The sequence below is a fragment of the Arthrobacter sp. SAFR-179 genome, assembly GCF_059414945.1.
Map to the genome: position 1 here is coordinate 1 of NZ_JBPFDM010000020.1, position 14,297 is coordinate 14,297.

17 protein-coding genes are annotated in these 14,297 nt (G+C 66.3%); 5 read left to right on the forward strand and 12 right to left on the reverse strand.

Translation table 11 applies throughout. The features are described from left to right. Positions 1-177: 177 nt before the first annotated feature. Positions 178-1,386: a YihY/virulence factor BrkB family protein gene (locus ACR65K_RS20430; protein WP_440154713.1), complete on the forward strand. Its 1,209-nt coding sequence runs from the start codon at positions 178-180 to the stop codon at positions 1,384-1,386. A gap of 324 nt (positions 1,387-1,710) precedes the next feature. Further along, positions 1,711-1,968: a hypothetical protein gene (locus ACR65K_RS20435; RefSeq protein WP_142030004.1), complete on the forward strand. Its 258-nt coding sequence runs from the start codon at positions 1,711-1,713 to the stop codon at positions 1,966-1,968. Positions 1,969-2,056: 88 nt separating this feature from the next. Here ACR65K_RS20435 and ACR65K_RS20440 read toward each other — a convergent pair whose 3' ends face one another. The 5 genes from ACR65K_RS20440 to ACR65K_RS20460 all read right to left on the reverse strand — a co-directional run bounded on the left by ACR65K_RS20440 (position 2,057) and on the right by ACR65K_RS20460 (position 6,454). Further along, positions 2,057-2,809 (reverse strand): glycosyltransferase family 2 protein, encoded by a 753-nt coding sequence (locus ACR65K_RS20440; RefSeq protein WP_440154714.1) that lies wholly within the window; start codon positions 2,807-2,809, stop codon positions 2,057-2,059. A 41-nt stretch (positions 2,810-2,850) separates the two neighbouring features. Then, positions 2,851-4,230 (reverse strand): PIG-L family deacetylase, encoded by a 1,380-nt coding sequence (locus ACR65K_RS20445; protein ID WP_440154715.1) that lies wholly within the window; start codon positions 4,228-4,230, stop codon positions 2,851-2,853. Further along, entirely contained in the window at positions 4,224-5,312 is a 1,089-nt protein-coding gene (locus ACR65K_RS20450; protein WP_440154716.1) for an acyl-CoA dehydrogenase family protein, read from the reverse strand. The genes ACR65K_RS20445 and ACR65K_RS20450 overlap by 7 nt, the downstream gene beginning before the upstream one ends. A 62-nt stretch (positions 5,313-5,374) precedes the next feature. Next, positions 5,375-6,058 carry an O-methyltransferase gene (locus ACR65K_RS20455; protein ID WP_440154717.1) on the reverse strand — a complete coding sequence of 228 codons (684 nt, stop codon included), beginning with the start codon at positions 6,056-6,058 and terminating at the stop codon, positions 5,375-5,377. Between the two features lie 72 nt (positions 6,059-6,130). Next, the gene (locus ACR65K_RS20460; protein WP_440154718.1) at positions 6,131-6,454 is read right to left on the reverse strand and encodes a thiamine-binding protein; all 324 of its coding nucleotides are present in this window, start codon (positions 6,452-6,454) and stop codon (positions 6,131-6,133) included. 125 nt (positions 6,455-6,579) lie between these two features. Here ACR65K_RS20460 and ACR65K_RS20465 point away from each other — a divergent pair, with 125 nt between their 5' ends. Both ACR65K_RS20465 and ACR65K_RS20470 read left to right on the forward strand, forming a co-directional pair. After that, positions 6,580-7,239, forward strand: coding sequence for a TetR/AcrR family transcriptional regulator (locus tag ACR65K_RS20465; RefSeq protein WP_056333153.1), 660 nt, complete (start codon positions 6,580-6,582; stop codon positions 7,237-7,239). 98 nt (positions 7,240-7,337) lie between these two features. Continuing rightward, on the forward strand, positions 7,338-7,562 hold the full coding sequence (locus tag ACR65K_RS20470) for a hypothetical protein (RefSeq protein ID WP_056333154.1): 225 nt from the start codon (positions 7,338-7,340) through the stop codon (positions 7,560-7,562). A gap of 63 nt (positions 7,563-7,625) precedes the next feature. Here ACR65K_RS20470 and ACR65K_RS20475 read toward each other — a convergent pair whose 3' ends face one another. The 7 genes from ACR65K_RS20475 to ACR65K_RS20505 form a co-directional block, all read right to left on the reverse strand. Beyond that, positions 7,626-8,021 (reverse strand): hypothetical protein, encoded by a 396-nt coding sequence (locus tag ACR65K_RS20475; protein WP_440154719.1) that lies wholly within the window; start codon positions 8,019-8,021, stop codon positions 7,626-7,628. Between the two features lie 81 nt (positions 8,022-8,102). Then, a complete protein-coding gene (locus ACR65K_RS20480; protein ID WP_440154720.1) occupies positions 8,103-8,360 on the reverse strand; it encodes a hypothetical protein in 258 nt (85 codons plus the stop codon). A gap of 113 nt (positions 8,361-8,473) precedes the next feature. Further along, entirely contained in the window at positions 8,474-8,785 is a 312-nt protein-coding gene (locus ACR65K_RS20485; protein WP_056333162.1) for an AzlD domain-containing protein, read from the reverse strand. Then, positions 8,782-9,585 (reverse strand): AzlC family ABC transporter permease, encoded by an 804-nt coding sequence (locus ACR65K_RS20490; RefSeq protein WP_440154721.1) that lies wholly within the window; start codon positions 9,583-9,585, stop codon positions 8,782-8,784. The genes ACR65K_RS20485 and ACR65K_RS20490 overlap by 4 nt, the downstream gene beginning before the upstream one ends. Then, positions 9,582-10,112, reverse strand: coding sequence for a DoxX family protein (locus ACR65K_RS20495; protein WP_440154722.1), 531 nt, complete (start codon positions 10,110-10,112; stop codon positions 9,582-9,584). The genes ACR65K_RS20490 and ACR65K_RS20495 overlap by 4 nt, the downstream gene beginning before the upstream one ends. A gap of 135 nt (positions 10,113-10,247) precedes the next feature. Beyond that, positions 10,248-11,681 (reverse strand): CoA transferase, encoded by a 1,434-nt coding sequence (locus ACR65K_RS20500; RefSeq protein WP_440154723.1) that lies wholly within the window; start codon positions 11,679-11,681, stop codon positions 10,248-10,250. A 7-nt stretch (positions 11,682-11,688) separates the two neighbouring features. Beyond that, positions 11,689-12,588 (reverse strand): glycerophosphodiester phosphodiesterase, encoded by a 900-nt coding sequence (locus ACR65K_RS20505; protein WP_440154724.1) that lies wholly within the window; start codon positions 12,586-12,588, stop codon positions 11,689-11,691. 49 nt (positions 12,589-12,637) lie between these two features. Here ACR65K_RS20505 and ACR65K_RS20510 point away from each other — a divergent pair, with 49 nt between their 5' ends. After that, positions 12,638-13,999, forward strand: coding sequence for a DUF445 domain-containing protein (locus ACR65K_RS20510; protein ID WP_440154725.1), 1,362 nt, complete (start codon positions 12,638-12,640; stop codon positions 13,997-13,999). Positions 14,000-14,297: the final 298 nt, after the last annotated feature.

Sequence of the window (14,297 nt, forward strand, 5' to 3'; positions counted from 1 at the left end):
ACCGAAGGCCAAATGGCCGCCGCCGACGTCAAGGACCGCGCCACCGACGCCAAAGACAACGTCCAAAACACCTAAACAGCCCATCGCGGCTCGCAAGGCAACAGTTCTGATCGACAGGCCGGCACCGCCACCCGCGGGCCGGCCTGTTCGCTTCGCCCCTGATTGAGAGGACGCCCCATGGCCACTCACGACAACTCCGAGACCAGCACCGCCAAGGCGGGCCAGGCTCCGGATCCGAATGACTCAAGGAAACCCGGCAGCCCTAGGGACCTGGACAAGCCAAACTGGAAATACATCCTCAAGAGGACTCTCCGGGAGTTCAGCAAGGACCAGTGCCCCGATCTGGCAGCAGCCCTGACGTATTACGCGGTCCTGTCGCTGTTCCCGGCCATCCTGGCGCTCGTGTCCCTGATAGGGCTCTTTGGTGACCCGCAGAAGACCACCGACGCGCTCCTGAAAATCGTCAGCGGTTTTGTCCCGGCCGAGACTGTTGGCACCATAGGCGGGGTGGTGCAGGACCTGGCAAGCGCCCCAGCGGCAGGATTCACCCTGGTCATCGGCCTTGCCACCGCGCTCTGGTCCGCCTCCGGGTACGTGGGCGCTTTTGGGCGGGCCATGAACCGGGTCTACGAGGTGGATGAAGGCCGTGCGTTCGTCAAGCTCCGCGGGACCATGCTGGCCGTCACCCTCCTGGCCGTGGTCATTGTTGCCATCCTCGCCGGCATGCTCGTCCTCAGCGGCCCCGTTGCTGAGGCGGTTGGGGGACTGATCGGGCTTAGTGGCGTCTTCCTCACCATCTGGAACATCGCCAAGTGGCCGGTCATGATCGTGCTTATCATCGCGATTATCGCGGTCCTCTACTACGCAACCCCCAACGTCAAGCAGCCCAAGTTCAAGTGGATGAGCATGGGGTCGGGCATCGCACTGTTCGTCTTCCTGCTGGCCTCAGTGGGTTTCGGGTTCTACGTGGGCAACTTCGGAAACTACAACAAGACGTACGGCACCCTGGGTGGTGTCATCGTCATGCTGCTGTGGCTCTGGATCCTGAACATGTCGCTGCTCTTTGGTGCTGAGTTCGACGCCGAAGTGGAGCGCGGCCGTCAACTCCAGGCGGGTATCGAGGCGGAAGAAACCATCCAGCTGCCGCCGCGGGACACCAAGAAGAGCGAGAAGCTGCAGAAGCAGATCGAGGAAGACGTCAAGCACGGCCGGGAGCTGCGTGAGAAGTACAGCGCGGAGAACGGCCAGGACGACGGCGAAAGCCAGGACGGGCAGAGCAGTGAGGATCACCGTGAGCCGCACCGCGACCGTGTCCGCGAGAAGGTGCAGCACCGTGCGGCCAACGGAGAGTCCGACGACGGCGGCCGGCCAAGCGCGAGGGCTTAGCCGGGGCTGCAGGCTTTGAGTTAAGTGGGACTAGGCAGGACCTTCAAGATGGAGGAAAATTCATCTTGAAGGTCCTGTTGAAGTTTCCCGGGTTGTTCACATTCCCGGGGCAATGCGGGGTCGGCGGTGAGATGGCCTCTTCTGAGACCGAGGCCAGTCCCCCCAGTCGCCGTCGGCCCCCCTCAAACTCCCCCATTCTTGGCCGTAACTGGACAAAATGCGGAGAACTGCAATACTTTCTTGAATACCTCGCCGGGATCCGTTGGAGACCGGCAGGTCCGCTGAAGCAGACGGCGGCATCACGGTCGACCCTTATGAGCGGACATGCCTGCTACCCATTTTGAACAGTTTCTTGCCGAAGCAGTTGTCCCGGACAGGGAGCCCGGACTGGGCCTCGGACGCGACGAGCTGTACGGTCTCTACACCAGTTGGTGCCTCCTGCACAAGGCAGAACTCCAGCAACCGGCCGCCCTCTGGGAAGCCATGCAGGACGCTGGAATCAACCCGGACAGCAATAACCTCTCCATGACCGGACCTGCCGCGGCGGATTACATCGTGGCCAGCGCCCCGGACTTGGTATAAGAGCGCCGGACCCAAAGGGCTGTTGCCGAAAGGCAGCAGCCCTTTTTGCTTCCCCCGTACGGTGCCCGGCCCGGCCCCGCGTCCGCGTCTACGGTGCAGCGAGGGCCAGGAGGTATGCGGCGAACCCCCGCGGTGCCCGGCCCACAGTCCTTCCGGAGGTGATGACCCGGGCAGTGTCGGTGGCCACCAGCCGTGCCCCGCTGCTGCGCAGTCCGTCCACCAGCGCCCGGTCTTCATCAAATTCAAGTCCGGGGAAGCCGCCTGCCGCAATGTAGGACGAGGCGCGGACCCCGAGATTGGCACCATACACATGGGGGTGGTTCTCGGCTGGAACATGCCGGGCATGCCATCGGGCGCGGAGTTGGTGGTGCATCCCGTGGGCATCTGGTTCCACCGAGCCAAGAACAGCATCGGCGCCGCCGTCGGCCAGTGCCAGTTGGCGGACCAGCCAGTTTTCGGGAACGCGGGAATCGGCGTCCGTGTTGGCCACCCAGACATGCCGCATCGGAACTATTGCGGCCGCTTCGCCGTCACACAAGGACTCCGTGGCGTTCTTCAGGGCGGCCCGGACCCCCGCCTGCCTGCTCTTACCCACACTCCGGAAACTGAGGGGCAGCACCAGGCACCGCGGGTCCTCCCCCGCGACGGCCGCAGCCACCGCTGCCGAACTATCGGTGCAGCTGTCCAGCACAAGCACGATCTGCACGCCAACACCGGGCCGCTCCCCCCGCACGCGATCCGCCGCGACGCGGACTGCCCCGAGCGCATCTTCCAGGTGCTGCTCCTCGTTGTGCGCGGGAATCACCACGGCAACGTGTTGAATACCGTCCGCACCCGCCACCGGAACAGGATCCTTAGGTGCCCCTGAAGCTGGCGGTGTCATCACGCCGCCGCCTTATGGCCGGGTGCCACCAGGAGTTCCAAAACGAAGTCACGTTCCTGGTACAGCCCCGCGGTACGCCAGCCCAGACGTTGCCGGGCCAGCGCGTGAACCGTGTCGCCGTCGAGTTCCCATCCGGCAATCGGATGCCGCCAGTGGCACAGGACCAGGGTTCCGCCCGGCTCCAGGGATGCCTCGATCCGGTCCCAAAGGCGGGCCAGCTCCTCCCGGGACAGGTAGTAACCAATCTCGGACACCACCACCAGGTCAAAAGCTCCGCCCGGCCAGGCGTCGGGGACGACGCATTGATCAACCCGGACCCCGGGAACGCCTTCAAGGTGCTGCCTGGCCTGGCGGACCGCGGTTCCGCTGGCGTCAACTGCCAGCAGGTTGCGGCACTTGGCAGCCAACTCCGCTGTCAACGTCCCGATGGAGCAGCCCACCTCCAGGCCGCGTTCGTAGGATTCCTCCGGGAGGGCAGCAAGGGTCAGGGCACGCTTGCGCTGCTCGTACCAGCTCCCCGTGTAGTTCCAGGGATCTGTGGATCCGCCGTGCACGCGGTCAAAGACCAGTTCGGCATCACCGCTTGAATGCAGCCTGCCGGATGCACTGCGAGCGGGCGTCCAGGCGAAGACCTCATAGGGGCGCGAGAAGTGCGCCAGGAATGGGACGCTGAGCAGCGCCTCGTCGCCCGGAAGGGGTGAGAGCGGCCGCACCTGGGTCGCGTGCTCTGCCATGGCCCGTTCTTTGGCGCTGCGGGCCGGTTCATCCAGGTGGAACCGCAGCCACGAACGCCAGTGCAGGTCCTGGGGCGTGGCCCAGTGCCAGAACCAGATGGGGTATTCCAGCAGTGCGTGGCCGTCCTGCCGTGCAACCTCTGCCGCGGCCGCACCCAGTGCCTCATGGTCACCGTGCCCGTCAGCCCGGTACGGCGCAACGAGGACCAGCCGGTCCGGATCGCCGGAAAGCCTTCGGGCCGCCTCCCGGACAGCCCGGGAAATGGCTTCTGTATGCCCTCCAAGTGCGCGGTCCGGCAAGCCAAGGAACGTCCAGCAGTCTGCCAGGCCCAGGGCGGCCAAGGCCGCTGAAAACTCGGCGACCCGGGTTTGGGCCAACTGCTCAGGGGTGGTGGTGGTCGATTCGGGGTGCGAGCCCTCCCCTGCTGTGCAGAGCAGGACTTCCACCTCCGCTCCCAGCGCCACCAGGGCGGCCATCAGCCCACCGGCCCCGAGAGTTTCGTCGTCCGGATGCGCTGCCAGGACCACAAAGCGCATGCCCGCCAGTTCGGCGGGATCGAGCGGCAGCTCGGGTGCAGCAGCCAGTCCGCTGCCGGCCCAGGCAGCCTCACCTGTCCCCTGGTCGGCGTGCGAAAAGGTCACCACGGGCAGTCCCCTTTGAGCGCCAGGCGGCCCAATTGGGCATCGTCCCGTGCGCCATGGTACTGCCGGACGTAGAGTGCCAGGTCGGCCATCCGCTTGGCGTATGGCCCGTCAAAGGCAAGCGGCCCCGGACCTCGGTTGGAACCCACCAGGGAAAGGACGCGTTCGACGGCGGCTGCAACCGTTCCGCGGACCCGCTGGGCTTCGCTCCACGTACTATGGGTGCCGGCGGAGCCCAGGGTGCCATCATCGATGCCCGCTGCGGTCCGGGCGAGATACTGCAGGGCGGCGGTGAGTGTCCGGTCCACCTCTCCGAGCGCCGCAAGTGCCACTTGGTCGGGCTGCCGTCCGGCGTCGGCCCCCGCCAGCAGGCCGCTTCGGAAGTCCCGCGCCACCCCCACTGCTCCGCCCAGCCAGCAGGCAGCCACACCCATTCCACCCCAGGCGAAGCCTGGCCGGCTGTGGTACCAACCGGTTCCACCCAACGGGATCGCCGGGACCTGGTCGAAGTGGACTGTACCGCTGGGGATCTCCTGGAGCCCCCGCGCAATCCATTCCGGATCCTCACAAGCCACTCCGGAGTGGCGCAGGCTGACCGCAAAAGCCGCCCTGCCGCCGTCGTCCGTGTGGGCGGTGACCACGGCGCAGTCCAGGGCCCCGGCCAATGAACACCATGGCTTGGACCCGCTGAGGGTCACTCCTGCGGCGGAGGCTTTCGCCTCAAGCCTGGCACCGGGCCCCTCGGCGGCGAACACTCCCCACGCTGCTTCCCCCGTCCCGTCCGGCGCGGATTGGCCGGCGGGAAACGCTTGGGCTGCCTGGGCAAGAATCGCGACGGCGTCGAGGTGCGGCTCAAGTACGCGGGCTGCGGCCACGTCGGTGGCGGCCACAGAAGCCAGGAGCTCCCATAGGAGGGCGGTGCGGCCTTCGCCGGGGCGCGGCCACGTCCGCCCGGCCTCAAGGGCCAGTGCAAGCAGGGCGGGGACGTCACCGGCCGCCGCGGCTACCGCTTCCGGGAACGGCACCCATGGGGAGAAATCTGCGGGAGTGGAGTCAAGGAGTACGGGGGCAAAGGCCGCTGGCAAAAAATCCTCCATCCGCGATGCCCGGCCTGTCACCGGACGCATCTACACAGCTTACTTAGTGTTTATGCGGAAAGGATGCGCGCCAGTGCGAACCCGTCCCAGCCCTTGGCGCCGACGGTCTGGATAACGGTGGCGTCCAGCCGCGGGTGGTCGCCGAGCAGCTTGAGGGCGTCGATAATGCCCGGCGCGTTGACCGGATCCATGTCCGGATCCAGGATGGCGCCTTCCCAGATCGTGTTGTCCAGGACCACCACGGCGCCGGGCCTGCCCAGCCTGACGGCCCAGTCAAGGTAGCGGCTGTTGTTTTGCTTGTCGGCGTCGATGAAGATGAAGTCGAACGGTTCCCTTTCCTCCTCCGCGAGGGCCGCCAGGGTATCCAGCGCAGGACCCAGCCGGATCTCCACCCTTTCACCCAGGCCGGCGGCGTCGATGTTGGCCCACGCCACCTCTGCGTGCTGGGGAAGGAATTCGCACGTGACAAGCTTGCCGTTGTGGGGAAGGCCGCGGCCCATCCAGATGGTGCTGTAGCCCGCAAGGGTACCGATCTCCAGGATGCGGCGGGCGCCGGACAGCTGGACCAGCAGCTTCAGGAGCTTGCCGGCGTTCGGCGCCACCTCGATGGCCGGCATCCCGGCGTCAGCCGCAGTGTGGATGGCCTGCTGGACGGCTTCGTCCGGGTGCACCACAGTGCGGGACAAAAACTCCTCAGTGGCAATCCACTCCGGCCGGGGTTTGTGCTCGAACATGGGCACAGTTTGGCATGCGGCGTTCCGGGGGTCCAGACACTTTCGGCCCCTTCTTCAGCCACTCCGCGCAGGCTAGGAATCCTGCGCCAATGCACTCTCGAGGCGATCCACTTTTGCCGTCAGCTCGCCGCTGTATCCCGGCCTGATGTCGGCCTTGATCACCAGTGAGACCCGGCTGCCGTAGCGGCCCACTGCCTCGGTGGCGCGCTTTACGACGTCGAACACCTCATCCCACTCACCCTCAATGGTGGTGAACATGGAATCCGTCTGGTTGGGCAGCCCCGACTCACGGACGATCTTGACGGCGGCTGCAACGGCGTCGTGGACGGACGCATCGTTCGGCGTGGAACCTTCGCTGGGAACGCCAGAGGGAGCAACAGAAAATGCAAGCAACATGCAACCCAGTTTCGCATGCGGCCTGGGACGTCCCGCAGACGCACGGACGTCCTGCCCGCCGTCACATAACCCCCTACCCTGCAGTAACCGTGTTGGCCCGGGGCTCCGTTGCTAACCTTTTGGGCATGAGCCTCGCAGTCGCCCGAAAGCCCCTCCGTGCAGACGCAGCGCGGAACGTGGACAAGATCATCACGGCGGCGCGCCAGTGTTTCCGGGAGTTCGGTCCGGAAGTGCCGCTCCAGACCATCGCCACCACCGCGGGTGTGGGCCCGGCAACGCTGTTCCGTAACTTCGCGGACAAGGAAGAATTGGTCCTGGCAGCACTGAACCGGCAGCTCCGGCTGACCGTGGACCCCGTCATGGACGGCGCCCTGGCCGATATCGACGCCGCCGCCGGCCTCCTGCGCGTTCTCGAGGCCCTGATGGCTGCCGCAAGCGACGACGCCAACCTGCTGTGCGCCGTGGCTGGCCGGCGCGAACTCCTCACGGGAATCACCGGATCCCTGATGGATTCCATCAGCGTTCTTTTGGTACGCGGGCAAGGCCAGGGAAGCCTGCGCGCGGACATCTCCATGACGGACATGTTCCGGCTGCTCGCCATGCTGATTGGCGTAGTGGACACGATGGAACCGGGATCTGACGCGTGGCGCCGCCCGCTGGCGCTGGTCGAGGACGCCATCCGAACGGTCCGTCCTTCACGCCCGCTTCCCGTACTGGTGCCCGTCCCGGCTGCAGCAGCCGGCACACCGGCCGGCACCATTGTCGGCACACAGCAGGTGCAATAAACTCAGAGCGGGGTTAGGCAGCCAGCCTCGAATATTCCGAGATGGAGCCGAACCATGCAAAATTTCGTGCGTATCCGCCCTGTAACGGGCACGCTGCGATGAACAGCTCGAAACTACTCCAGTACCTCAACGATCCCCGGGGGCCTGAAGAAGTCCTGCCGACGCTGACAACCGGGGAGCTCGTCCAATTGCTTGACGCCCTGTACCAGAACCTTGATACCCCTGAGCCCGAGTTCGGCGCGCAGGTGTGGTACGAGATGGGTGTGGAAGAAAGCTGCCGCAGGACCGTCGCGCCCGGCAGCGCCGCCCACGGGGTGGCTTAGCCAGCTCCTATCGAACCCCTGCTCTTATCGAACCCCTGACAGCCGGCCGACGCTGCCCGGCTGTCAGGAGTTTTCTCCGGTTTCTTGAGCCTGGTTCCCGCCATGGGTGCCAGGCTGGGCCTGTTCAGTTGCCTGCTGCCCATGTCCCTGATGTTCGTGGCCCGGCTCTTCATGGCCCTGCTCTTCGTGGCCGTGGTGCTCATGGAACTCGTTGGGGACGTGGTGCTTGGCCTCCATCAAGTGCTGCTGGAGTTTCTCCTCGGCATCCCGGCGCCGGCGTGCGGTGTCCCGCAGTTCACGCGTTGATTCGGAGCCCCGGGGGTCCAGGTAGGCGATCCGCTGCTTCCCGGTCTGCTCTGCAGCAGGTACTCCAGCGCCATGCGCTTCGCTGGCGCGCTCTCCGGTCTCCTCGGTGCCTCGGCCGTCCTGCGGCTCGACAGGCCGCGATTGTTCGTCCATCTCGATTTCTCCTTTGGTGGCCGCCTGGTGTGGGCTGCATCTCCTCCAGTCCACCACACATGGCACCCTGGATGCTGGGCGCTAGGCGTTGCCTGCGTCTGCCCGCTTGCGGATTTCCTGGCGCACCAGGGCCTGCAGGGCTGGAACGGACGACGACGGGTCCAGGTCAAATGCCTCCCGGAGCCTTTGGGAAAGAACATCCAGGTCCTCTTCCGGTACGTCCGAAAGGCCGGAAAAGCGTTTGAAAAAGCGTTTGGCTGGGAGGCCGGCCCGTCGTCGGGCGTCCTTGTGGCGGGGCTTGCCCACCAAGCCTTTAGCAGGATGCAGCTGATTTTCCATGGTCGCCGTTCATAGGAATGCCATGGCCAACTGCATAAGCCGATTTCATAGTACAACCGCCGTACGGCCAGAGACGTGACTTACGTCACCAATTTATGCAGTTGCCTGCTACATTAGCTCCAGCCCAGCGCCCTCAGCAGGGCCGCGGTGCCGGCGCCGGCTATGACCACCACCAGGAAAGGTGCGCGGAATATCAGTGCGATTGCGGCCGCAGCAAGCGCCCCCAGCCTTGCGTCCGCGGCGAGCCCCTGGCCTGACACCACAGCGTTCACCACGGTGAGGGAGGCGAGCAGTCCGATGGTCATGGTCCCTGCAATCCGGGATGTGCGGGGGTCCTCGAGGAACCTGGCGGGCACAAAGTACCCCACGATTTTCCAGCCGTAGGCCAGTGCGCAGGCAAGGAGCAACCAGAACCACAGGCTCATGCGCCTGCCCCCGGGTCCTTGCCTTCTGCCCGTTCCGCACCGGAACGCGCGCCGGTTTCGTCCTGGTGACGGCCCGAATGACCGCCGGAGTGGTGCCCGCCGTAGGGCTCGATGTCCGGCTCAAGGCCTTCATCGCTGCGGCCGTGGCTGAACCAGCCCACCAGCGCGGCCACCAGGGCGGCTACCAGGATGGGCACTCCGGCAGGCACGAAGGGAACGGCCACAACCGTGGCCAGGGCACACACCACCGCGATGGCGATGGGCTCCCTGCCCTTGAGGCGCGGCCAGAGCAATGCCAGGAACGCGGCCACGGCGGCGCCGTCGAGCCCCCACTGCTTGGGATCGCCCAATCCGCTCCCCGCGAGTGCACCCACGGCGGTGAAGAGGTTCCACAGCACGTAGACACCAACCCCGGCAGTCCAGAATCCGCGCCGCTGCTCTGCCGGGTCTGTCTGGCCGGTGCTGGTGGCAGTCGATTCGTCGATGGTCAGCTGCGCGCCGACGTATTTGCGCCATCCGGTGGGCCGCAGCAGGGCGTTCAGCTGCATGCCGTAGATGCCGTTGCGCATGCCCAGGAGGGTTGCGGCGCTCATGGCGGCAATGCCGGAACCGCCGCCTGCCACCACTCCGATGAACGCGAACTGCGAGCCCCCGCTGAAGAGGAGCAGGCTCAGTGCCATGGTCTGCCAGATGTCGAGCCCTGAGGTTACTGCGAGCGCCCCGAAGGACACCCCGTAAAGGCCGGTGGCGATGCTGATGGAGATGCCCACCCTGACCGCCGGCGAAGCCAGCAGTTTCACCCCACGCCTCCCGGTTGAGGTGCGCGCTGCACGGGCTTCCGCAGGCTCCAGGCCCACAGGATCAGCGGTGCCTGGAGGGGCAGCCGGATGGTGTGGATCTTTCGCCGTCCGGGTGTCCCCTGCGGGCCGTAAGCCTTCACCAGGGCGTCGACGTGCCCGGCCAGGAATGCGGTGAACATCGCGGTGAGGGCGGTGGCGGTCAGTTTCCGGGTAGGCGGGAGGAGGATGCCGACGGCGGCTGCCAGCTCCAGCAGGCCGCTCACGGCGATCCATTCGTCCCGGGACAGGATGGCCAGTGAATGATTGGCGCCCGCGCTTTGATTCGCGCCGGGTTCCGGATCCCGGCGGCACAGGTATCCCGGAACTACGTCACGGTAAAAGCCGGGATCCCTGAAATGCTTGCCCGCACTGGCCAGCAGCAGGGCTCCCATGGCGGCTGCGGACAGGTTCTGAACGGCCGGGCCGTGCAGGGACAAGACCGGCGCGGACAGGCCGTTTCCAGCAGGGCCGGACCAGGGAAAAGACATGGAACCACTCAATCACAGCCGCGGCGGTGGCTGGAAACCGCCGTTAGAGGCAAAACGGGCCACGACGGGAGGCGGCTGGTTGCGTTCCCCCGCGCAGAGGTCCCTCCTTCCGACGTCCTTCACGCCCGGCTCCGTTCAGAGCCAGGCGGGCGTGGAACTTGCATACGGCGGCGGCGGGGACAGGTAGTCCACCGGCCGGCCACCTGCCAGCAACGGCGGGCCTACATAACGAAGCTCCCCGTAGGTGCTGTCCATGGACTTGTAGTGGGGCTCGGGCAGTTGTGCCGGGCTTTTTGTGTTGCTTGGCTCATTTTTCGAGGTAAGCGAAAACAGTTCCTCGGCAGTGCGGGCCAGGGACAGATGCGCGGACCCACCCATCCCCGTCTCCCGCCGTCCGTCCAGGAGCCGGACGGCAGCCGCAGCCACCCCGTACCCTGTGGCATGGTCCAGCGCCTGGACAGGCAGGGCACCCGGGCGCCACCCGCCGTCGTCATTGTCCTTCCCGTACAGGTGTGCGATTCCGCAGGCTGCCTGGACGATGCTGTCAAAACCCCGCAGGCCGCTCCAAGGCCCGGCACTCCCCCAGCTGTCCAGGGTGACCACCACCAGCCTTGGATGCGATGCCAGCAGTTCGCGCGGATTGAGGCCGAAACGGTCCAGGGCGCCGTGCCGGTAGCCGGTGACCAGGACATCGGCACCCGCAAGGAGCTGCCGGAGGCTGCGCTGGTTCTGCGGAAGCCCCAGATCGGCCTCCGCGCTGCGCTTGCCAAAGGCCGTGTCCACGAACTGGTCTTCGATTTCAGGAAAGGCCGGCGGATCGATCCGGAGGACGTCAGCTCCGAGTGCCGCCAGCAGTCGGGTGGCCACGGGCCCTGCGATCACCCGGGTCAGGTCCAGGATCCGGATTCCCTCGAGCGGCAGGCCGTCGCCGCCGTCGTCATCCTTGCGTTCTTTGCCGTTGCCTCCGTCCTTGCCGTTGGCTGTCCTGCCGGTTGCCGCTGCAAAATCCTGCAGCCCCCAACCCGCTCTGGTGCCGTCGGCGAATTCCACTGCCGCCCATGGTGCCGCGCCCGCCGCCCGCCCCACCTCCGAGCCCAGCCATTCGCCGCGGGTCCTGACGGCGGCAGCAATCCCGCCCTGGCCTTGGATGGCGGCCTCGGCCTCCAGCGCGGTCATGGAAAGAAGGGCCTGTTCAGCCCCTTCCGCAGAGCTGGTGCCGAGCGCCTGCAGCAGCCGCTGCCCGTGGTGCGGGTAGTTGGCGTGGAGCCTGATCCAGCCATCGCTGGTTTGCCGGAAGCCCGACAGGGGTGCGAAGCCCTGCGGTTTGCGTCCGGCAATCCGTAGGGCTCCGAACGAATCAAAGGCTGCCGCGGTGAGCCCGGGGGTGGTGCTGAAGCGGCCAGGCGTGCGCGCGTACTGATTCAGCGCCTCCGCGGCGGCTGCCACGGAGTGGAGGGCAAGGCCTTCGACGTCGAGCGGCCCGGCCCACCAGCGGCGCGGGGAATATGCGCCCGGCACATGCGGGCGGGACGACTGCGGCCCTGGCCGATGCCGGCCGGCGGCGTCCATGTCCGCGCTACTTTCCCTGCGTCGAGGCCGCGTGGAGCTGGTCCAGGACACGGCCCGGTACGTTGGTGGTGATCTCATGGATGCCCAATCCCTGGCAGAGCGCCACGTCCTCCGGGGAATCCACCGTCCACACCCGGAAGCGCCGGCCGGAGTCCAGCCAGCGGCGGACTGTCGCCGGGCGCTCCCTGACGTAGTCGATCCCGGGGCCGGCCATGCCTACCTCCCGGTCATCCAGGATCCGCTCACCCTCCAGCTGCGTGGCTTTCATCAGGTTGGCCACGGCGCTGCCCGTGATGGGGCCCAAGCCCAGTCCGCCGCGGATTTCATGGATGGTGAGGTCGTCCACCAGCTGGCAGATGTATTGGGGCGGCACGAAACGGAGCAGGTGGCGGATGGAGTCCGGGCTGAAACTCATGAAGGTGACGGCCACGTTGTCCACGGTGGAGTTTTGCGGGTCCCAGCCCTCGCCGCGGAGCACCTCCAGCACCCGGTCCTCCAGTTTGAGCTGGTAGGCGCTGGGATGCTTGAGCTCGATGGCAAGTTGTACCGGGCGGCCCGCGCCGCGGAGGATGTCCAGCAGTTCCGGGAGGGTGAGGAGCTGCTCCGAACGCGCCCCGTACGCTTCGGGGATGCGGACGCCCTTCCAGGAGGAGAAATCCAGCTGGTGCAGCTCGCGCAGGGTCCGATCGGCAACCGGCCCGGTCCCGTCCGAGGTCCGGTCCAGGTTGGCGTCGTGGAGCAGGACCACGTGCTGGTCCCGGGTGAGGTGGACATCGCACTCCACCCCGTCGGCCCCGTCGGCCAACGCCTGCAGGTAGGCGGCTCTGGTGTGTTCGGCGTAGGCGCCGCTTGCCCCACGATGGGCAAAGACCAGCGGCCGCTGGGGCACTGACTCGTCAGTTGTCATGGACACACGGTAGCCGACCGGCTCCCGCCTTCGGGGCTAGGCTTGGCACATGCAGGTGAACTCTGAGGCAACTACTGGGCCAACCACGCAGGAAGCCCCCACCCACGCTTCGCAGCAGGTGGGGCAGGACACCAAGGCGGCAGACGCCGTCGTACGCCGCCAACCCGGTGCCGGCGACGCCGAAAAGGCGGCAGCGCTGCGGAAGATGAAGCTGCTGGCGCTGAGCCTGTTGATTGCCATGGCCGTGGTCTTTATTTTTGCGTTCGCTCTGCAAAAGGAATATCCGTGGCTGCAGTATGTGCGAGCGGCGGCCGAGGGCGGCATGGTGGGCGCGCTGGCGGACTGGTTCGCCGTGACGGCCCTGTTCAAATACCCCATGGGCATCAAGATCCCCCACACCGCCATCATCCCCCGCCGGAAGGACCAGATCGGCGCCTCGCTGGGCGAGTTCGTGGAGACCAATTTCCTCTCTGAGCAGGTGGTCCAGGACAAGCTGGCGAGCGTCAACATCGCACGCCGGGCAGGTGAGTGGCTTGCCGCCCCCGGCGGCGCCGACCGGGTGGCCAAGGAGGGCGCTGCCGTCATCCGCGGCGCTTTCAAGGTGCTGAATGACGACGACGTTCAGGCCGTCATCGAAGGCATGGTGCGCAAGCATCTGCTCACGCCGCCGTGGGGGCCTCCGGTGGGCAGGCTTGCGGAGCGCATCTTCCATGACGGGCACCACCACACGCTGGTGGACCTGCTGGTGGACCGGGCGGCGGACTGGGTGGACGACAACCACGATACGGTCACCCACCTGGTGTCCGACCGCTCCCCCACGTGGGTTCCGCAGTTCGTGGACGGGCTGGTGGGCGACAAGGTGTACATCGAGATCCTGAAGTTTGTGCGGGCCGTCCAGGCTGATCCCCGGCACCAGGTGCGGCAGTCGATCGACAAGTACCTCAACGACCTGGCCCAGGACCTCCAGCATGATCCCGCGATGATTGCGCGCGCCGAAGACATCAAGGCGCAGGTCTTGGGTGACCCGGAAGTACGCGAACTCGCCTCCCGGACGTGGGGCACGGTCAAGAACGCCCTGCTGGGCGCCGTGGATGATCCGGACAGCGAACTCACCATCAAATTCAAGGCAGCGGTGCGCGATTTCGGCTCGCGGCTGGTCGAGGACCCGGAACTGGCCGGGAAGGTCAATGCCTGGATCGGCGACGCTGCGGGCTACCTCGTCCGGACCTACCGTTCGGACATCGCCGGAGTCATCACGGACACCGTGGCGCGCTGGGATGCCGAGGAAACGTCCCAGAAGATCGAGCTCCAGGTAGGCAAGGACCTGCAGTTCATCCGCATCAACGGCACCGTGGTGGGGTCCTTGGCCGGACTGGCGATCTTTACGGTGGCGCACCTGCTCTTTGGGTAATTCGTAGACATTTGCCGCTGCGCCTGCGGGCTTTTCGCAGCGGATAGTTGCGGCGCGAAAAATAACTTTTCACAGCGAAAAGACGGACGACGGCGGGACGGGCTTGGGATGCTCGCGGCGCCTGGGCTGAGGCCTGGCTGGGGCGGTTAGTCTCCAGGTTTGAATGTCAGTGCCTCGATGGATGATGTTCGTATGGAAATCAGCAGCGGTGGTGGGGTGGCTTTGGAGGGTGTTCACTCCTCTGTTGCTGCCCTCGATGCGCTGGACTGCGAGGATGCTTTCCTGGCGGCCGGGGTTG